The 17,198-nt window shown below is 65.7% G+C and carries 20 protein-coding genes; 14 read left to right on the top strand and 6 right to left on the bottom strand.

The features are described 5' to 3' along the window. Window position 1 precedes the first annotated feature (1 nt). The 9 genes from exeF to exeN all read left to right on the top strand — a co-directional run bounded on the left by exeF (window position 2) and on the right by exeN (window position 7,151). Entirely contained in the window at window positions 2–1,222 is a 1,221-nt protein-coding gene (gene exeF / locus BN1136_RS00245; protein ID WP_043763040.1) for a GspF family T2SS innner membrane protein variant ExeF, read from the top strand. Window positions 1,223–1,318: 96 nt separating this feature from the next. Further along, complete coding sequence (gene exeG, locus BN1136_RS00240) at window positions 1,319–1,750, top strand: GspG family T2SS major pseudopilin variant ExeG (protein WP_043763043.1); 432 nt, start codon at window positions 1,319–1,321, stop codon at window positions 1,748–1,750. Between the two features lie 85 nt (window positions 1,751–1,835). Then, on the top strand, window positions 1,836–2,387 hold the full coding sequence (gene exeH / locus BN1136_RS00235) for a GspH family T2SS minor pseudopilin variant ExeH (RefSeq protein WP_043763045.1): 552 nt from the start codon (window positions 1,836–1,838) through the stop codon (window positions 2,385–2,387). A gap of 44 nt (window positions 2,388–2,431) precedes the next feature. Then, on the top strand, window positions 2,432–2,806 hold the full coding sequence (gene exeI / locus BN1136_RS00230; protein WP_268749072.1) for a GspI family T2SS minor pseudopilin variant ExeI: 375 nt from the start codon (window positions 2,432–2,434) through the stop codon (window positions 2,804–2,806). Window positions 2,807–2,826: 20 nt separating this feature from the next. Then, entirely contained in the window at window positions 2,827–3,501 is a 675-nt protein-coding gene (exeJ, locus tag BN1136_RS00225) for a GspJ family T2SS minor pseudopilin variant ExeJ (RefSeq protein WP_081843864.1), read from the top strand. After that, window positions 3,491–4,516: a GspK family T2SS minor pseudopilin variant ExeK gene (gene exeK / locus BN1136_RS00220; RefSeq protein ID WP_043763049.1), complete on the top strand. Its 1,026-nt coding sequence runs from the start codon at window positions 3,491–3,493 to the stop codon at window positions 4,514–4,516. The genes exeJ and exeK overlap by 11 nt, the downstream gene beginning before the upstream one ends. Window positions 4,517–4,631: 115 nt before the next feature. Beyond that, window positions 4,632–5,816: a GspL family type II secretion system protein ExeL gene (gene exeL, locus BN1136_RS00215; RefSeq protein WP_081843855.1), complete on the top strand. Its 1,185-nt coding sequence runs from the start codon at window positions 4,632–4,634 to the stop codon at window positions 5,814–5,816. Next, the gene (gene exeM, locus BN1136_RS00210; protein ID WP_043763051.1) at window positions 5,813–6,304 is read left to right on the top strand and encodes a GspM family type II secretion system protein ExeM; all 492 of its coding nucleotides are present in this window, start codon (window positions 5,813–5,815) and stop codon (window positions 6,302–6,304) included. The genes exeL and exeM overlap by 4 nt, the downstream gene beginning before the upstream one ends. An 88-nt stretch (window positions 6,305–6,392) precedes the next feature. Next, entirely contained in the window at window positions 6,393–7,151 is a 759-nt protein-coding gene (gene exeN / locus BN1136_RS00205; protein ID WP_043763053.1) for a GspN family type II secretion system protein ExeN, read from the top strand. A 60-nt stretch (window positions 7,152–7,211) separates the two neighbouring features. Here the strand turns inward: exeN and BN1136_RS00200 are convergent, their stop codons facing one another. Next, entirely contained in the window at window positions 7,212–8,027 is an 816-nt protein-coding gene (locus BN1136_RS00200) for a helix-turn-helix transcriptional regulator (protein WP_043763054.1), read from the bottom strand. Between the two features lie 158 nt (window positions 8,028–8,185). Here BN1136_RS00200 and tyrS point away from each other — a divergent pair, with 158 nt between their 5' ends. Continuing rightward, window positions 8,186–9,451, top strand: coding sequence for a tyrosine--tRNA ligase (gene tyrS / locus BN1136_RS00195; RefSeq protein WP_043763057.1), 1,266 nt, complete (start codon window positions 8,186–8,188; stop codon window positions 9,449–9,451). Here the strand turns inward: tyrS and BN1136_RS00190 are convergent. Then, a complete protein-coding gene (locus BN1136_RS00190; protein ID WP_043763060.1) occupies window positions 9,446–10,351 on the bottom strand; it encodes a LysR family transcriptional regulator in 906 nt (301 codons plus the stop codon). The genes tyrS and BN1136_RS00190 overlap by 6 nt on opposite strands. A gap of 115 nt (window positions 10,352–10,466) precedes the next feature. On the opposite strand from BN1136_RS00190, the gene BN1136_RS00185 reads away from it, so the two are divergent. Beyond that, on the top strand, window positions 10,467–11,573 hold the full coding sequence (locus tag BN1136_RS00185) for an NADH:flavin oxidoreductase (RefSeq protein WP_043763062.1): 1,107 nt from the start codon (window positions 10,467–10,469) through the stop codon (window positions 11,571–11,573). 69 nt (window positions 11,574–11,642) lie between these two features. On the opposite strand, the gene yrfG is transcribed toward BN1136_RS00185, so the two are convergent. Next, the gene (yrfG, locus tag BN1136_RS00180; RefSeq protein ID WP_043763067.1) at window positions 11,643–12,311 is read right to left on the bottom strand and encodes a GMP/IMP nucleotidase; all 669 of its coding nucleotides are present in this window, start codon (window positions 12,309–12,311) and stop codon (window positions 11,643–11,645) included. A 147-nt stretch (window positions 12,312–12,458) separates the two neighbouring features. Here yrfG and nudE point away from each other — a divergent pair, with 147 nt between their 5' ends. The 3 genes from nudE to BN1136_RS00165 all read left to right on the top strand — a co-directional run bounded on the left by nudE (window position 12,459) and on the right by BN1136_RS00165 (window position 15,602). Further along, window positions 12,459–13,067, top strand: a complete 609-nt coding sequence (gene nudE / locus BN1136_RS00175; RefSeq protein ID WP_043763069.1) for an ADP compounds hydrolase NudE — start codon at window positions 12,459–12,461, stop codon at window positions 13,065–13,067. 43 nt (window positions 13,068–13,110) lie between these two features. Further along, entirely contained in the window at window positions 13,111–13,923 is an 813-nt protein-coding gene (gene cysQ / locus BN1136_RS00170; RefSeq protein ID WP_043763072.1) for a 3'(2'),5'-bisphosphate nucleotidase CysQ, read from the top strand. Window positions 13,924–14,333: 410 nt separating this feature from the next. Then, complete coding sequence (locus tag BN1136_RS00165; RefSeq protein WP_043763078.1) at window positions 14,334–15,602, top strand: aromatic amino acid transport family protein; 1,269 nt, start codon at window positions 14,334–14,336, stop codon at window positions 15,600–15,602. A 73-nt stretch (window positions 15,603–15,675) separates the two neighbouring features. Here BN1136_RS00165 and BN1136_RS00160 read toward each other — a convergent pair whose 3' ends face one another. The 3 genes from BN1136_RS00160 to metJ all read right to left on the bottom strand — a co-directional run bounded on the left by BN1136_RS00160 (window position 15,676) and on the right by metJ (window position 17,197). After that, window positions 15,676–16,014, bottom strand: coding sequence for a tRNA-binding protein (locus tag BN1136_RS00160; RefSeq protein WP_043763082.1), 339 nt, complete (start codon window positions 16,012–16,014; stop codon window positions 15,676–15,678). An 83-nt stretch (window positions 16,015–16,097) separates the two neighbouring features. Continuing rightward, window positions 16,098–16,838: an AraC family transcriptional regulator gene (locus tag BN1136_RS00155; protein WP_043763171.1), complete on the bottom strand. Its 741-nt coding sequence runs from the start codon at window positions 16,836–16,838 to the stop codon at window positions 16,098–16,100. A gap of 35 nt (window positions 16,839–16,873) precedes the next feature. Next, window positions 16,874–17,197, bottom strand: a complete 324-nt coding sequence (gene metJ, locus BN1136_RS00150; protein ID WP_005327165.1) for a met regulon transcriptional regulator MetJ — start codon at window positions 17,195–17,197, stop codon at window positions 16,874–16,876. Window position 17,198 lies beyond the last annotated feature (1 nt).

Here is a 17,198-nt window from a genome sequence, read left to right as displayed (position 1 = left end):
GATGGCGGCGTTCGAATACAAGGCGCTCGATCCCAGGGGCAGACAGAAATCCGGGGTGATGGAGGGCGATTCCGCTCGCCAGGTACGCCAGCTGCTGCGCGAGCAGGGACTCACTCCTCTCGAGGTGAACGAGACCACCGAGAAGGCGAAGCGGGAGGCGAACCGCTTCGTGCTGTTTCGTCGCGGTGCCAGCACGGCGGAACTGGCCCTCATCACCCGTCAGCTGGCGACCCTGGTAGGGGCCGGTCTCACCATCGAAGAGGCGCTCAAGGCCGTCGCCGAGCAGTGCGAGAAGGCTCACCTGCGCAGCCTGGTGGCCACGGTACGCAGCAAGGTGGTGGAGGGCTATTCATTGGCCGATTCGCTCGGGGCCTTCCCCCACGTGTTCGACCAGCTGTTCCGCTCCATGGTGGCGGCCGGCGAAAAGTCGGGCCACCTGGAGAAGGTGCTGAACCGCCTGGCCGACTACACCGAACAGCGCCAGCACATGCGCACCAAGTTGCTGCAGGCGATGATCTATCCCATCGTCCTCACCCTGGTGGCCGTCGGCGTCATCTCCATACTGCTGACAGCCGTGGTGCCCAAGGTGGTGGCCCAGTTCGAACACATGGGCCAGCAGCTGCCGGGGACCACCCGCTTCCTCATCGGGACGAGCGAGCTGCTGCAGCACTACGGCCTCTGGTTCCTGCTGCTGCTCGCCATCGGTGGCCTGGTGTGGCGCTGGTGGCTGACCGACGACAAGCGTCGCCGTCACTGGCATCAGGTCATCTTGCGCCTGCCGGTCATCGGCCGGGTCAGCCGGGGGCTCAACACCGCCCGCTTCGCCCGTACCCTGAGCATCCTCAACGCCAGCGCCGTGCCCCTGCTGGAGGGGATGCGGATCTCGGGGGAGGTGCTCTCCAACGACTTCGCCCGCCTGCGCATCGGGGAGGCTACCGAGCGGGTGCGCGAGGGAACCAGTCTGCGCAAGGCGCTGGACGAAACCAAAATTTTCCCGCCCATGATGCTGCACATGATCGCCTCCGGCGAGCAGAGCGGCGAGCTCGACAGCATGCTGGAGCGGGCGGCGGACAACCAGGACAGGGAGTTCGAGACCCAGGTCAACATCGCCCTCGGGGTGTTTGAACCCATGCTGGTGGTCTCCATGGCCGGGGTCGTGCTGTTTATCGTGATGTCGATCCTGCAGCCGATCCTGGAGCTCAACAACATGGTGAATTTGTAAGTTTCCGGTGTTCGATGGTGCCGCCCGGCGGCCCGTCGGCCCACAGATCACTTTCTGATGGCCTGCGCCATCTCATTTCGTTAGGGAGTCATAGTAATGCAGAAGCGTCGTCAAGCCGGTTTCACCCTGCTGGAAGTCATGGTGGTCATCGTGATCCTCGGGATCCTGGCCAGTCTGGTGGTGCCCAACCTGATGGGCAACAAGGAGAAGGCGGATCAGCAGAAGGCCGTCTCCGACATAGTGGCGCTGGAAAATGCCCTGGACATGTACAAGCTGGACAACAACCGCTATCCGACCACGGAGCAGGGTCTGGACGCCCTGGTCAACAAGCCGACCGCATCCCCGGAGCCGCGCAGCTACCGTGAAGGGGGCTACATCAAGCGTCTGCCGCAGGATCCCTGGGGCAACCCCTATCAGCTGCTGAGCCCGGGCCAGTTTGGCAAGATCGACATCTTCAGCTCGGGGATGGACGGCGAAGCCGGGACCGATGACGACATCGGCAACTGGAACCTGAAGGACTTTCAATAAGTGATCTCTGGCCGTCTCGCCCCGAGGATGCTGCCTGCATGAGGGCGGCGCTGTTGATCCCCGCCGTGCCGATGGGGCTCGAACTGTGAGCCGTTGTCGCCAGTCGGGCTTTACCCTGCTGGAGGTGTTGCTGGTCGCCATGCTGATGGGGCTGGTGGCCACCGCCGTCACCCTCAGCATGGGGGGGGCCAGGGGAGACAGGGAACTCGACAAGCAGGCGCGCCGCTTCATGGCGACCCTGCAACAGGCCCAGGAGTATTCGGTGATGGATGGCCGGCTGCTGGGGCTCAGGATCGAGGACAACGGCTGGCAGTTTATGTCCCGCTCGGCCAAAGACAGAAAATGGCAGGCCCTGACCGGCGACAAGCTGCTGGGGCCGGTGACCCTGCCGGAGGCCATGACCCTGGCCGTGGAGCTGGAGGGCTTTGGCTGGAATATGGAGTCGGACGAGCGGCGTGAGCAGACCCGGGACGAGGAGGAGCGCACGCCCCAGATCCTCATCTTCCCGGGGGGCGAGCAGTCCCCCTTCGTGTTGACCCTGCGCCAGCAGGACGAGGATCAGCAGTATCTGCGTACCGTCAGGGGGGATGAATTCGGTCGCCTATCCCTGCAAGAAGACGAAGAGGAAGAAGAGTGACGGGCACCAGGGGATCAGGGGCCGGGCAGGGAAGTGTCACCCGCTTGGCCGGCGGGCCTGCCAAGGCGCGGGGCATGACGCTGCTGGAGGTCATGGTGGCCCTGGCGGTGTTCGCCATCGCGGGCCTGGCGGTGATGAAGACCGCCAGCGAGCACCTCTCCGGCCTCAACTATCTGGAGCAGAAGACGCTGGCGACCTGGGTGGTGGAAAACCAGCTGGTGCAGCAGAAGCTCGAGGCCAAGTGGCCGGGAGACAGCTGGGTGGAAGGGGATGAAGAGATGGCCGGGCAGACCTGGTACTGGCGCTATCGCGGCGTCGCCACCGCCGACAGCAACTTCAGGGCGCTGGACATGGAGGTGCGCACCGCCCCCAAGGCCGAGAGCCCGGTGGCCATGATCCGGACCTATCTCAGCCGATGAACCTGCATCCACGAGTCTCCATGATCCGGAGCCGGCATCAGCCGAGGACGCTGAATCCGCTTTTGCCCAGGCACCGCAACCAGCATCAGGCGGGGTTTACCCTGCTGGAGATGCTGGTGGCCATCGCCATCTTCGCCACGCTCAGCCTGGGGGCCTATCAGGTGCTTCAGGGGGTGCTCAACAGCGACGAGGTGGCCAAGAAGAAGGAGATACGCCTCTCCGAACTGCAGCTCGCCTTCAGCCTGCTGGAGCGGGATGTCACCCAGATGGTGCCGCGCAGCGGCCGCATCGACGGCGAAAACAACAAGGTGCTGCTGGCGGCGTCCCGCTTTGGCCAGCAGAGCGACGACTGGGGCATGGCCTTCATGCGTGGCGGCTGGCTCAACCCGGACGGCATGCTGCCGCGCTCCGGCTTGCAGCGGGTGGGGTGGCGCCTCAAGGGGCAGACACTGGAGCGGTTGAGCTATCTCTACCCGGATCCCGCGATCGGCACCGAGCCGCGCATTCAGCCGGTGCTGACCGGAGTGACCGCCCTGCGACTCTATTTCTACGACAAGCAGTGGAAGGAGGCGTGGACCCAGCGCGACCTGTTGCCGAGCGGGCTGGCGGTGGAGCTGGATCTGGAGGATTACGGGACCATACGTCGCCAGTTTCTGATTGGAGCCGGTGGCCAGAGGGCGGCAAATGGCAATTAAGCGCAGCCGGAGCCGGCCTCTCACCGGATCGGGCCGTCAGGGCGGCATGGCCCTGCTGGTGGTGCTGCTCATCCTGTCGGTCATGGTGATCATCGCCAGCAACATGAGCGGCAGGTTGCAACTGGAATTGCGGCGCACCGCCAACCTCACCCTGGGTAAACAGGCCTGGTGGTACGCCATGTCGGCGGAGGCCCTGGTGATCAAGGTGCTGAACCAGGACTTCAAGGATGACCCCGACCGGGTGAGCCTGGGGCAGAACTGGGCGCGGGAGGATGGCGTCTTCCCGGTGGAGGATGGCACCCTGTCCGGCCGGGTGCGGGATCTGCAGTCCTGTTTCAACCTCAACAGCCTGAGTGTGGCGCTCAAGGAGGGGGAGAGCGGCGACGATCTCGAGGCCCAGCCCTACCAGTTCAAGGTGTTCCGGGCCCTGCTCGCCGAGCTCGAGGTGGACGACTACGAGGCGGTGCAGCTCACCGACGCCATCCGTGACTGGACCGACAAGGATACCCAGCTGGTCTCCAGCAACGGCGCGGAGGATGCCTACTACGAGGGCCTCACTCCTCCCTACCTGGTGGGCAACCAGTGGCTGCTGGGCACGGACGAGCTCAGGGCGGTGCGCGGGATGAGCGGCGAGCTCTACGCCCGGCTCGCCCCCTATGTGTGCGCCCTGCCCAACGACAAGCTGGTGGTGAACATCAACACCATCAAGCCGGAGCAGGCGGCCCTGCTGGTCGGCCTCTACCTGGGCAAGATAGGGCTGGACGACGCCAGGCAGGTGCTGACCAGCCGCCCCAACAAGGGGTGGAAGAACAAACAGGAGATGACGGAGCAGATGCCGGTCCAGCCTGGAGCCGTCAACGGGCTCGACGGCGCGCTGGATATCAAGAGCAGCTTCTTCGAGGCCCATCTGCTGGCGGAGGTAGGGGATACCCGGGCCAGACTGGAGACCTTCTTCCAGCGTGGCAAGGACAACAAGCTGGTGATGTTGCGCCGCCTCAATGGCGGTGCCGAATGACAGGGAGAAGGCGGGGGCCGGGTTCAGCCCGCACCGCCCCTCATCCGGATTGCAGCCGAGGGCTGCGACCCCGCCCATCGACGATATGCTGGCGGGCATGGCAGGAGAATTATTTGTGAGCGAGAGTCTGGTCATCCGTCTGGGGACCCATGCGCAGCAGCCGGTGCACTGGCTGGTGTGGTCGGCGCAGGAGCAGGAGATCATCGCCTCCGGCATCCTGGCCTCGGCCGATGCCCTCGGCGAGCTGCAGGCACGTGCAGGCGGTCGCCCCGTGGTGACCCTGGTGCCGGGCAGCGATCTGATCTTCCGGCGGGTGAGCCTGCCGGGCAAATACAGCCGCCAGAGTGCGGCCGCGCTGCCCTATCTGCTGGAGGAGCAGATCGCCTCCGACGTGGACGAGCTGCACCTGGTGGTGCTCGCTCATCAGGGGCGCGACGTGGATCTGATGGCGGTGGACAAGGAGAAGATGCAGACCTGGCTCGGCTGGTTGCAGCAGGCGGGGCTCAAGACCCTGCAACTGCTCCCGGACGTGCTGGCGCTGCCGCTGGCCGCCGAGGGATGGTCCGCCCTGCAACTGGGGGAGGAGTGGCTGGTCCGCCAGGGGCCCCATCAGGGCATAGTGGCGGAGGAGTCCCTGCTGGCCATGCTGCTGGCGGCCCAGCCCGAGCCCGTCATCCTCAACAGCCATACCCCCATCCCCGCCATGGCGGCGGGCAACTGGCGGGGGGCGGATCCCGAGCTCCCCATGCTGCTGCTCGCCAAGGGCGCGCTCACCAGCCAGGCCAACCTGCTGCAGGGGCCCTATCGTCCCCAGACGGAATACGCCCGCTACTGGTTGCAGTGGCGCAAGGTGGCCGTGCTGGCGGGCATTCTGCTGCTGGTGACCCTGGTCCAGCGCGGCGTGCATCTGCACCAGCTGGCGGAACAGGACAAGGCCCTCAAGGCGGAGATCCGGCAGGTCTACACCCGGATCTTCCCGGGGGAGACGCGCATCGTCAACGTGCGCAGCCAGATGACCCAGCACCTCAAGAACCTGGGGCAGGCCCCGCAGGACGGCGTCCTGCTGTTGCTGACCGAGCTGGCCCCCGTGTTTGCCGAAGTGCCCGGCCTCAAGCCCGAGGTGATGCGGTTCGACGCGGCCCGGGGCGAGCTCAGGTTGCAGGTGACCGCCCCAGGGTTCACCGAGATAGAGCGTTTCCGCGAGCTGGCGGGCAAGCGCTTCGAGGTGCAGCAGGGTGAGGTGCGCAGCACCGAGGGCAAGGTCGAAGGGGCGCTGGTGCTCAAGGGGAGGTCGTCATGATGGACAAACTGCAAGGCTGGTGGCGGAGCATCAGTGCTCGTGAGCAGCGTCTGGTCGCGGTCGGGGGCAGCGTCCTGTTGATCGGGATATGTTACTGGGCCATCTGGCAACCCATCAGCAATCGCATCGCCGAGCGCGAGCGCCAGGTGGTCAATCAGCAGCAGACCCTGGCCTGGCTCAAGGAGAAGGGGCAGGAGGTGCTGGCGATGCAGGGTGGTCAGGGTCGCCAGATCGATACCAGCGGCACCCTGGACGGGGTGGTGAACCGCACCGCCTTCAACCAGAAGATCAAGATTGCCCGGCTGCAGCCCCAGGGCCAGGAGCTGCAGGTCTGGATAGACACTGTGCCGTTCGATGACCTCTTGATCTGGCTTGCGACCCTCTCCGATCAGTACGGGGTGCAGGTGCAGATCATCGAGGTGGCCCGCGAGGGGCTGGCGCCCGGCCTGGTCAAGGTCAGACGTTTGCAGCTGAGTCGCCCCCAATGAAACAACCCGCCCCGATCAGGGCCTTGGCCGCCGGTCATCCGGCCTTCGCCTCGCACCTGATCGGGCGTTTGCAGTCGAGTCGTTTTCTATGAAGCAAAGAGTGCTGATTGCCGTGCTGTTTCTGGCGGCCTATCTGGTTTTCCTGCTGGCCCAGCTGCCGGCCAGCCTGGTGGTGCGCCACCTGCCGCTGCCCCCCAACCTGGTGAGGATGGAGGGAGTGAGCGGTACCCTCTGGAGCGGCCAGGTGGCCCGCCTGCAATACGCCAGCGAGTCGCTGACCCAGCTGCGCTGGGAGCTCAATGGTTGGTCCCTGCTGCGCCTTGCCCCTGAAGTCTCCCTGCGCTTTGGCGAGCGCGGCGGCCTCAATGGCCAGGGGGTAGTCGGCTGGAACGGCGCGGCCTTCGGTCGCGACATCACCCTGAATGCGCCGGCCCCCTGGGTGCTGGAGCGGGTGCCGATGAGACCTCCCTTCCCCCTGATGGCTGCGGGCCAGCTGCAGCTCAAGATTGACCAGTTTGCCCAGGGCAATCCCTGGTGTGACAACCTCTATGGCGATCTTCACTGGTATGACGCCGAGGCGCATACCCCGGCGGGCAAGCTGGCGCTGGGGGATCCTGAAATCAAGCTGACCTGCCTCGACTCCCGGCTAGTGGCCGAGATCAAGCAGGGCTCGGAGGCGGTGCAGGTGCTGGGCAAGCTGGAGCTGCAGGCCAATCGCCAGTACCTGTTCCAGGGGACCCTGAAACCCGGGCCCGAGCTGCCGGAGCAGATGAAGCAGGGGCTGCCCTTCCTCGGCCAGCCCGACGGTCAGGGACGCTTCCCGCTGCGCTACCAGGGCCGCATCTGACGGCCTTGCTGTCTGATCTGGCATGCATCGACACCACCCCGCCCCGGCGGGGTGGTGTCGTTATGGGGCCGCGGCGGCTGGCGCCGTGATGAGGTGATTGAGAAAGAAGTTGAACAGCTCGGCCCGGGAGCGCAGGTGCAGCTTGGCGTAGAGGTGCTTGCGATGATTTTTCACCGTGCCGCTGCCGATGCCAAGCGCACCGGCAATGGCCTCGGTGTCGAGCCCCTGCAGCAGCAATCCCGCCACCTGACGCTCGCGGCGGGTGAGGCTTGCGCCCCCCACGCTGGCGATGGCCTGCTCCACGGTCGCCTTGAGATCGGCGCCACCCGGCAGTGCCGGACTCTGGGCCAGCAGCGCGGCCCCCTCCCGCCAGTGCTGGCGGCACAGCGAATGCACCAGCGGAAACAGGGCCTCCAGCCGGGCCAGCTCGTCACGGCTGAGGGAGCTGCGCTTGTCGAGGCGACCCAGAAACAGCATCAGGGTGAGGCCGCCGCGCACCGGCAGGATCAGCCCCACCTCCTCCTGCCAGCCGGTGGCCTGATAGAAGTGGTGGCGATACTCGGGGTCGAGCCGCCCCCGCGACACCTGCGCCAGGGTCCAGACCCCGGCACCCAGCCCCTGCTCCAGCGCCTGCATGAAGGGATCCTGACTGAAGTGGCGGGTGAGGTAGCGGTCGAACAACAGGGCCCGCTGATGATGCAGGTTGTCGTAGAGGTAGACGGGGCGCAGCCCCACCCCGAGCAGCAGGGCACAGTCGAACGCCACCTGCTGCTGGATCAGGCGCACCAGGGCCGCCGGGAAGCCGCTGCCGTGCAGGGCATCGACCACCTCGGTCATGCTGTGGGTCAGGGCATCCGTGGCGAGGGGCTGGATCATGGGCGTTGGGTCATGGCGATAAGTTCCGGGTGGCTGGGCTGGCTACCCACTATGGCAGGATGCTAGCACGGGAATGGCAAAACTGTCCCCTGGGGGACATATTCGGCGCGAACCGGAGCAGCGAGGATGTGGGCTTTTCCCCTGCTGTTGGAGCACCCATGATCAACCCCCACCTGCTCGATGAGCTGACCCGACGCGGCCTGGTGGCCCAGAATTCCGACCCGGTGGCGCTGCGCGATCACCTCGCCACCCCGCGCACCGTCTACTGCGGCTTCGATCCCACCGCCGGCAGCCTGCACATCGGCCATCTGGTGCCGCTCTTGATGCTGCGCCGCTTCCAGCTGGCGGGCCACACCCCGGTGGCCCTGGTGGGCGGTGCCACCGGCCTTATCGGCGATCCCAGCTTCAAGGCAAGCGAGCGCAGCCTCAACAGCGCCGAGACGGTGCAGGGCTGGGTGGCCAGCCTGTCGGCCCAGATAAGCGCCCTGCTGCCGGCGAGCGACGGGCTGGCGGCGCCGCTGCTGGTCAACAACGCCGACTGGATGGGGCAGATGTCGGCCCTCGACTTCCTGCGGGATATCGGCAAGCACTTCTCGGTCAACGCCATGCTGGCCCGCGAATCGGTGCGCCAGCGCCTGGCCCGCCCGGATCAGGGCATCTCCTTCACCGAGTTCTCCTACGCCCTGCTGCAATCCCAGGACTTCGCCGTGCTCAACCAGCGTCTCGGCTGCACCCTGCAGATCGGCGGCAACGACCAGTGGGGCAACATCACCAGCGGCATGGATCTCACCCGGCGGCTGCATCATGCCCAGGTCTATGGCATGACGCTGCCGCTCATCACCAAGGCGGACGGCACCAAGTTTGGCAAGACGGAAGGGGGCGCAATCTGGCTGGATCCGGCGCTCACCTCACCCTACGCCTTCTACCAGTTCTGGCTCGGCACCGCGGACGAGGATGTCTACCGCTTCCTGCGCTACTACAGCTTTATGCCGCTGGCCGAGATTGAGGCGCTGGAGGCGGAGGACGCCAAGCGGCAAGGGCGCAAGCTGGCCCAGCAGGTGCTGGCGGACGAGCTGACCGAGCTGGTGCACGGCAAGGGGGCGCTGGCGGCGGCGCGGCGCATTAGTGAGCTCTTGTTCAGCGGTGACGTGGCTCGTCTTGGCGAGAGCGATCTGGCCCAGCTGGCCCAGGATGGCCTGCCGAGCAGCCCCATCGAGGGGGAAACGGATCTGGTGACCCTGCTGGTGGAGTGCGGCCTGGCGAACTCCAGGCGCATCGCCCGGGAGCTGCTGGCGGCGGGGGCCGTCAGCCTCAACGGCGCGATCCGCCAGGATGAGCCAGTGACCGACGGCGACTGGCTGTTCGGCCGCTATCTGCTGCTGCGCCGGGGCAAGAAGCAGTACCACCTGGTGATCCGCTCATGAGGGGGTGAGCGCCTCGATGACGTAGTCGAGGAAGTGGCCGACCAGGGCCGACTCGGCCCGGCGCTGGGTGTAGAGGGCATAGAAATGGGCCCCCTTGGGACGGTAGTCGGGCAGCACCTCGTGCACCACCCCCTCGGCCAGCTCGGCCGCCACCAGGTAGCGCGGCAGGCGGGCGATCCCCAGCCCCTGGCGCATCGCCTGGTGAATCGCCCTCTTGCTGCTGAAGGCCAGCTCGCCCGCCACTTCCAGCGGGATCTCGCGCCCCTGGGCAAGCAGGGTCCAGCGCTCGTGGCGGCTGTACTCCTGGCAGCGGGTGATGAGGCTGTGCTGGTGCAGATCCTGCGGCTCGCTCAAGGGCGGGTGGCGGTCCAGGTAGTCGGCGCTGGCGCAGAGCACCAGATCGTCCACCGCGATGGGGCGCGCCAGATAGGGCTGGGTGCCGAGCTCGGTGCTGCGAAACGCCACGTGCAGGTTGTCGCGCAGCAGGTCGGCCGGGGTATTGCTGAAGTCGGCGATGATCCGCACCTCGGGGTGGTCGGCGCGAAAGCGCAGCAGTACCGGGGTCAGCACCACCTCGCCCCACAGATCCGGCGCCGTGATGCGCAGCTCCCCGCACAGGGCCGAGCGGCGGCGTTGCAGGCCGTCCAGCAGCTGCTCGTGCAGGGCGATCATCTGGTCGGCCTGGCGGTAGGCGAGCTCCCCCGCATCGGTCAGCTGCACCCGGCGGGTGGTACGGCTCAGGAGCGTGTTGCCGAGGCTCTGCTCCAGGTGGCGTAGATCCTTTGACGCCTTGCTCGGGGTGATGCCGAGGTGTGCGGCGGCGGCGGCGAAGGATCCGCAGCGGACGATGGCGACCAGCAGGCGCATCAGGTAGAGGGTGTCGAACTTGTGGTGACGCATGATGGGTGGCCTATTGTGTCTTGCAGGGAATGAATGCCTTGCTTGTGTGCCTGATTATATCCTCAGTGCCCGGGTTTATAGTGGCGGCATTCCATTGCGATCCCGGGAGAGGGCGATGAACAAGGCACTTGGCGACAGCTTCCACTTCGAGCGGGCCGGATTGCGGCTCAAGAACCGGGCCGTGCTGGCCCCTTTGACCCACAACATGAGCGGCGCAGGCGGCGATCCCGCTCAGGCCGAGCTCGACTGGCTGGCGCGCTGCGCCCGGGGCGGCTTCGGCCTGCTCATCGCCGCCGCAACCCAGGTGCAGCCCGGCGGACGCTGCTGGGCGGGGCAGCCGGCCCTGATGACCGACACCCAGCAGCAGGCCTTCACGGCCCTGGCCGACAGTGCGCGGCAGGCCGGGGCGCTGGCGGTGGTGCAGCTGCATCACGGCGGGATGCGGGCCCTGCCCGAACTGAACGACGGGGCGCCGGTGGGCCCGTGCGAGCTGGCGCCGGGCGGGCGCTACCCCCTCGGGGTCAAGGGGCTGAGCGAGGAGGAGATTCTGACGCTCATTGACGCCTTCGTGCGCGCCGCCGAGCGGGCCCATGGCGCCGGCCTGCACGGGGTCGAGTTGCACGCCGCCCACAACTTCCTGCTCTGCAATTTCCTCAACCCCCTGCACAACCGGCGCACCGACCGCTGGGGTGGCAGCATCGCCAACCGGGCGCGGATCCTGGTGGAGATAGTGCGCGGCATCCGCGCCCGCCTGCCCCGGGACTTTCTGGTCGGGGTGCGCCTCTCCCCCGAGAGCTATGCCCATATCCAGGGCATAGCGCTGCCCCATCAGCTGGCGGTGGCGCACCTGCTGGCGGACGAGGGGATCGACTACCTGCACTTCTCCATGGGGGACAGCTTCAAGGCGGTGGCGGGGGATCCCGACGGCGGCGCCCTGCTGGAGGCGGTGCGGGTCGGGTTGGCCGGGCGGGTGCCGCTCATGGTGGCGGGCAAGATTAGCGACGCAGATTCGGCCGAGCTGGCCCTGGCGGGCGGCGCCGATCTGGTGGCAGTGGGCACGGCGGCCATCGGCAATCCGGACTGGATGGAACGGGTGAGTCGCGGCCAGCCCTTGCACTGTGCCCCCTTCACGGCGGCGCACCTTGCAGAGCTTGGCTTCACCCCGAGCGCCCTCGACTACCTGGCCGGCATGGGGGTGCTGGCTCCCCTTGATGCGGCCTGAGGGTTTTAATCAGCGGACTGGCTGCTGAGCTGATATGACAAGGCCCTCGCGAGGAGGGCCTTGAGGGTGTCAGGTGCCGAGGGGCAACAGCTCGGCGTAGTCGCGGATCGCCGGGAAGGCGGTGATGCGTTGCTCGGGCTGTCGGCTGTCCGGATTCTGGATGGCGAGCTGGTAGCCGATGCCGTAATCGGCGGCGGCGCGCAGGATCCGCTCGCTGTCATCCACGAACAGGGTGCGGGCCGGGTCGAACGCCAGCCGCTCGGCCAGTGCCTGCCAGCAGTGCTGGCTCTCCTTCGACCAGCCCAGCTCGTGGGTGCTCACCATGAGATCGAGGTGCTCGGCGAGGCCGAGGCGCGCATCCTTCACCGAGAGGCTGGCGGGGTGGGCATTGGTGAAGAGCACCAGCTGCTTGCCGGCGGCCTTGAGCGCGGCCAGGAAGGGGAGGACGTGGGGGCGCCACTGGATCTTCTCCAGGATCTCCTGCTTGAGGGCGCGGATGTCGAGCCCCAGGGTCTGGCTCCAGTAATCGACGCAGTACCAGTGGAGGGTGCCGCTGACGGCGTGATAATGGGCATCTATCTGCGCCTTCGCCTCGGCGAGCGGCAGGCCGAGTCGCTCGGCGTAGCGCGCCGGCACCAGGGTCTGCCACAGGTGGTTGTCAAAATGGAGATCGATCAGGGTGCCGTCCATGTCGAGCAAAACGGTATCTATCTGGTGCCAGGGCAGGGGAGTCGGCATGGGGTCTCTCGATGTCTATGGGGAGTGGGGAAAACGGGGCGCATTATAACGGATTTTTCGGGCATCTTTCCCGCCCTTGCCCCGTGGTGTTCGCCCTGGTAGTCGTTTACTCTTGAAACACGATTTTTTAACGAGCAGTCAGCCCCGATGAGCGATCCCCGCAAGCGCAACCCCGTGCACCTCAGTGCCGAGACCATGGCCCATGACAAGAGCAAGCCAGAGATCCTCAAGGCCGAGATAGTGGCCGAGAGTCGCTTGTTCAAGGTGGAGTCCCTGCACCTGAAATTCTCCAACGGCGAGGAGCGGGTCTACGAGCGGATGCGTGGCGGCAACCGGGGCGCCGTCATGGTGGTGCCCCTGTTCGATGCCCATACCCTGCTGTTGGTGCGCGAGTATGCGGCGGGTACCCACTCCTACGAGCTGGGCTTTCCCAAGGGACTGATCGACCCGGGCGAGAGCGCCCTCGAGGCGGGCAACCGGGAGCTGATGGAGGAGGCGGGCTTCGGGGCCGCCAGCCTGACCTTGCTCAAGCAGGTGTCTCTGGCGCCCGGCTACTTCTCCAGCCGGATGGACATCTTGCTGGCGCGGGATCTCTACCCCGAGCAGCGGGTCGGCGACGAGCCCGAACCCCTCGAGGTGATCCCCTGGCCCCTCAACCGCATCGACGACTTGCTGGCGCGCCCCGACTTCACCGAGTCGCGCAGCATCAGCGCCCTGCTGCTGGCCCAGAAGTGGCTGGCGGAGCAGGAGGATTAGCCCGTTCGGGGCTGTTTGGTAATCAGAGACAGAGGGCAGGAATATGCAGGAGTTGTTGGCCTGGATACCGGAGGTCAAGGAGATCGCCCGCGAAGCGGGGCGGATCCTTCACGAGATCTATCGCGGCGGTCAGTTCGAGCGCCAGTTGAAGGAGGATGCGACCCCGGTCACCAGTGCCGATCTTGCTGCCGACGCCTACCTCAAGCGGGCGCTGTCGGCGCTCACTCCCCATGTGCCCGTACTGACGGAAGAGGCGGCCGACATCCCCTTCAGCCAGCGTGCCAACTGGCGCCAGTACTGGCTGGTGGACCCGCTTGACGGCACCGGCGAGTTCATCGCCGGCAGCGGTGACTTCGCCACCCTGATCGCCCTGGTGCAGGACAATGTGCCGGTGCTCGGGGTCATCTATGCCCCCGAGTCGGACCTGCTCTACTGGGCGGTGCGCGGTCACGGCGCCTTCAAGGAGGCGAACGGCGAGGTGCACCCCATCAGCGCCATTCACCATGAGCACGATCAGCCCGACTCCCTGGTGGTGGCCATCAGCCGCCGCCAGAAGCTGGAGAACCTGACCCGTCGCCTCAACCCTGCCATCCATTACGAGCTGATCCCGCTGGGTTCCAGCTCCCTCAAGTCCTGCCTGGTGGCGGAGGGGGTCGCCGACTGCTACGTGCGGCTCGGCCCCACCGGGGAGTGGGATACCGCCGCCGCCCAGTGCATCGTCGAGGCGGCGGGTGGCCGTATCCTCAGCCTGGCGCTGCAGCCGCTGCGTTACAACGAGACGGAATCGCTGGAGAACCCGGACTTCATCGTGATGGGGGATCCTGAGCTCGCCTGGGGCAGGATCCTGGCCCACTGAGCCCTGACGTGAGTACCATATGAAACCATCAGGCGGCTTCAGAGTCGCCTGATTGCTTGGTGCGTTCTGCTGTCTTTTTGCGGAGTCTTCAGTTTCATTCGCTGGTTAATTGGATTGTGGTAGTGGATCGTCTCAATCATGCAGAATTAACTGGTTCATGTTTTCATGTAATTCTGGAAAGGTTCATTTCACCAAAATAAAAAATCAAACATGAATGACAATTTGGTTTTATATTTTGAGTTATTTATGTTTGCGGGATTAAATAAATGGCGCGCCTGCCAACTCTCGCCCAATCTCACTGGTAAACCTCGGTTCAGCCAGTGAGATCTGCCACTGTCCATTTTTGAGAATTAAATTCTAAAGGAGCACAATATTTTTAGATTTTAATACTATGTGAAAGTGGTTTACCGATGAGTTTATCTGCAGAAGCCTCCCGGGAGCTGTCCGCCTCCCAATCCACCCCGACTGCCAGCAGCTGGCGCCGTCACGACACCCATTGGGTCATCAGCCTGTTCGGCACCGCTGTCGGTGCCGGCATCCTGTTCCTGCCCATCAACCTGGGACTGGGGGGGATCTGGCCCCTCATGGTGGTCGCCGTACTGGCCGGCCCCATGACCTTCCTGGCCCACCGCGGGCTGGCGCGCTTCGTGCTCTCCTCTTCCCGTCCCCACGCCGACTTCACCGAGGTGGCCGAGGAACACTTCGGCAAGATGGCCGGTCGCCTCATCTCGGCCCTCTATTTCCTCTCCATCTTCCCGATCCTGCTCATCTATGGCGTCGGGCTGACCAACACGGTGGAGAGCTTCATGGTCAATCAGCTGGGCACCGCCATGCCGGATCGGGTGATGCTCTCCGGCGTGCTGGTGTTCGCCATGATCGCCGTGATGCTGGCCGGGGAGAAGGCGATGCTGCGGGCCTTCGCCGTCATGGTTTACCCGCTGGCGGCGATCCTGCTGGCGCTCTCCTGCTACCTCATTCCCCAGTGGCAGTGGCCGGAAGTGACCGCCTTTGAAAGCGTCAGCTTCCTCAACACCGTCTGGCTGGCGTTGCCGGTGACCGTGTTCGCCTTCAGCCATGCCGCCGCCATCTCGGGCTTTGCCAACGTGCAGCGTCGGGAATACGGCGAGCAGGCGGAGGCCAAGAGCGGCCTGATCCTGCGCAACACCACCGTCATGCTGGTGGGCTTCGTGCTCTTCTTCGTCTTCTCCTGCGTGCTGAGCCTCTCCCCGGCCCAGCTGGCAGAGGCCAAGGCCCAGAACGTTTCCGTGCTCTCCTATCTCGCCAACATCACCGACAACCCGGTGATCGTGACCCTGGGGCCGCTCATCGCCTTCATCGCCATCAGCTCCTCCTTCCTCGGCCACTTCCTGGGTGCCCGCGAAAGCCTCAAAAGCCTGCTCGCCAAGCCCACCGGCCTGTCACTGGCGAAGGCGGACAAGCTCGGCATCGCCCTGATGTTCTTCGCCATCTGGGGGGCGGCCGTCATGAACCCGGGTATCCTGGGGCTGATGGAGACCCTCTCAGGCCCTGTCATCGCCATGATCCTCTTCATCATGCCGGTGGTGGCCATCTACAAGGTGGAGGCGCTGGCCCGCTTCCGTCACGGCTGGGTGAACGGCTTCATTCTGGTGACCGGTGCCCTGGCTGTCTCGGCCCTGCTCTTCAGCCTGATGAAGTGACCGCGTTTCGCAAACAGCAAAAAGAGAGAGGCGACCCCGGGGTCGCCTCTCTCTTTTCATGGGGCCTGCTGCGTCAACCCAGCCTGGCACCGTTCTCCACCGCCTGCTCAGGGATGGCGATCACCACGGCGCCATCCGGGCGGTAGAAGCCGGTCAGCAGGAACTCCGACTGGATGGGCCCTATCTGCTTGGGGGGGAAGTTGACCACGGCGACGATCTGGCGGCCCACCAGATCCTCCGGTCGATAGAGGTCGGTGATCTGGGCGCTGCTCTTGCGCACCCCGAGCTCGGGGCCAAAATCCGCCCACACCTTGTAGGCGGGCTTGCGCGCCTCGGGGAAGGGCTCGATCCGCACCAGGGTGCCGACCCTGAGCTCCACCATCTCGAAATCCTGCCAGCTTATGGTCTGCATCTTGGCTCCTCCTCTGCCATGGCTTGCATGGGCTCCAGCATGCCGTGAAAGGAGGGCGCTGTCTTCGGTGAGGGGCCGTTCGGTTACGGCAGGGAGCCGTTTTGTCGGCGCCAGAGAGTGGGGGTGAGGCCGGTCTCGGCCAGGAAGCGCTCGGCGAAGGCCCCTTGATTCTGGTAGCCGCAGCGACTGGCCACCTCGCCGATGGGCAGGGCGGTCCGGGCCAGCAGGGTGCGGGCCAGCGTCAGGCGCCGCGCCAGGATGTAGCGGGAGACGCTCATGCCCACCTGCTGGCGAAAGGCATGCTTGAATTGGCTCTGGCCGAGGCAGGCGATGGCGGCGAGTCGCTCGTTGGTGAGGTGCTGGGCGAGGTGGGCCTCGATATGGCGCTGTACCCTGGCGATACGAGGGACGATGGCGGGCATGCCGCGCCCCTCGGCCAGCAGCCCGAGCCATACCTGATCCATGCCGGCCAGATGGCGCCCCTCTGCCACCATGCGGTGCAGAAAGGCGAGATAATGCCGTTGAGTGTCGTCCAGCTCGAGAAAGGGACGTTCACCGAGGGAGTGGGGCAGCCAGTCGCTCTCCTGCACCAGAAACGAGAACGCCGGATCGGCGGCGTAGTCGTGGCGAAGGCCAGGCGGGATGACGCAGACCGACCCCGGGGCGAGGCGGCGCCCCTGGCCCTGCACCTCGATTTCGAGGGGGCCATCCAGGGGGATCACCAGCTGGGCATGGTCATGGCTGTGACTGTGTGTGTCGTGCTGGTAGCGGCGCAGGCTGAAGGGGGAGGCGGATAGCGATGACGCGGCACCGGGCCGCGTCATCGAAGGGAAAGTGTCGTTTGCCATGGGCAGCCGGATCACTCGGCGTCGAAGTCTTCGATTTCCTTGCCCAGCGCTTCCATGATGGCACGCGCCTCGGCGGGCACGCTGTCCGGATGATCCTTGCGCAGATCGTCGTCGCAAGGCAGCGGCTGACCGGTAAATGCGTGCAGGAAGGCCTCACAGAGCAGCTCGCTGTTGGTCGCATGACGCAGGTTGTTCACCTGGCGACGGGTGCGCTCATCGGTCAACACCTTGAGCACCTTGAGCGGGATCGAGACGGTAATCTTCTTGACCTGCTCGCTCTTCTTGCCGTGCTCCGCATAGGGGCTGACGTAGTCGCCGTTCCACTCTGTACCCATG

Source organism: Aeromonas taiwanensis (genome assembly GCF_000820165.1).
GTDB lineage: Bacteria > Pseudomonadota > Gammaproteobacteria > Enterobacterales > Aeromonadaceae > Aeromonas > Aeromonas taiwanensis.
The sequence above is the reverse complement of the archived record's forward strand: the minus strand, read 5'-3'. Positions and strand labels throughout refer to the sequence as shown.

Bases quoted from the DNA above. Each gene is read 5' to 3' on its own strand.
- exeJ (WP_081843864.1), top strand. From the start codon at position 2,827: ATGATCCGGAGCCGGCATCAGCCGAGGACGCTGAATCCGCTTTTGCCC.
- cysQ (WP_043763072.1), top strand. From the start codon at position 13,111: ATGCAGGAGTTGTTGGCCTGGATACCGGAGGTCAAGGAGATCGCCCGC.
- exeG (WP_043763043.1), top strand. From the start codon at position 1,319: ATGCAGAAGCGTCGTCAAGCCGGTTTCACCCTGCTGGAAGTCATGGTG.
- exeF (WP_043763040.1), top strand. From the start codon at position 2: ATGGCGGCGTTCGAATACAAGGCGCTCGATCCCAGGGGCAGACAGAAA.
- tyrS (WP_043763057.1), top strand. From the start codon at position 8,186: ATGATCAACCCCCACCTGCTCGATGAGCTGACCCGACGCGGCCTGGTG.
- nudE (WP_043763069.1), top strand. From the start codon at position 12,459: ATGAGCGATCCCCGCAAGCGCAACCCCGTGCACCTCAGTGCCGAGACC.
- BN1136_RS00165 (WP_043763078.1), top strand. From the start codon at position 14,334: ATGAGTTTATCTGCAGAAGCCTCCCGGGAGCTGTCCGCCTCCCAATCC.
- yrfG (WP_043763067.1), bottom strand. From the start codon at position 12,311: ATGCCGACTCCCCTGCCCTGGCACCAGATAGATACCGTTTTGCTCGAC.
- BN1136_RS00155 (WP_043763171.1), bottom strand. From the start codon at position 16,838: ATGACGCGGCCCGGTGCCGCGTCATCGCTATCCGCCTCCCCCTTCAGC.
- BN1136_RS00190 (WP_043763060.1), bottom strand. From the start codon at position 10,351: ATGCGTCACCACAAGTTCGACACCCTCTACCTGATGCGCCTGCTGGTC.
- metJ (WP_005327165.1), bottom strand. From the start codon at position 17,197: ATGGGTACAGAGTGGAACGGCGACTACGTCAGCCCCTATGCGGAGCAC.
- BN1136_RS00160 (WP_043763082.1), bottom strand. From the start codon at position 16,014: ATGCAGACCATAAGCTGGCAGGATTTCGAGATGGTGGAGCTCAGGGTC.
- BN1136_RS00200 (WP_043763054.1), bottom strand. From the start codon at position 8,027: ATGATCCAGCCCCTCGCCACGGATGCCCTGACCCACAGCATGACCGAG.
- exeN (WP_043763053.1), top strand. From the start codon at position 6,393: ATGAAGCAAAGAGTGCTGATTGCCGTGCTGTTTCTGGCGGCCTATCTG.
- exeM (WP_043763051.1), top strand. From the start codon at position 5,813: ATGATGGACAAACTGCAAGGCTGGTGGCGGAGCATCAGTGCTCGTGAG.
- BN1136_RS00185 (WP_043763062.1), top strand. From the start codon at position 10,467: ATGAACAAGGCACTTGGCGACAGCTTCCACTTCGAGCGGGCCGGATTG.
- exeK (WP_043763049.1), top strand. From the start codon at position 3,491: ATGGCAATTAAGCGCAGCCGGAGCCGGCCTCTCACCGGATCGGGCCGT.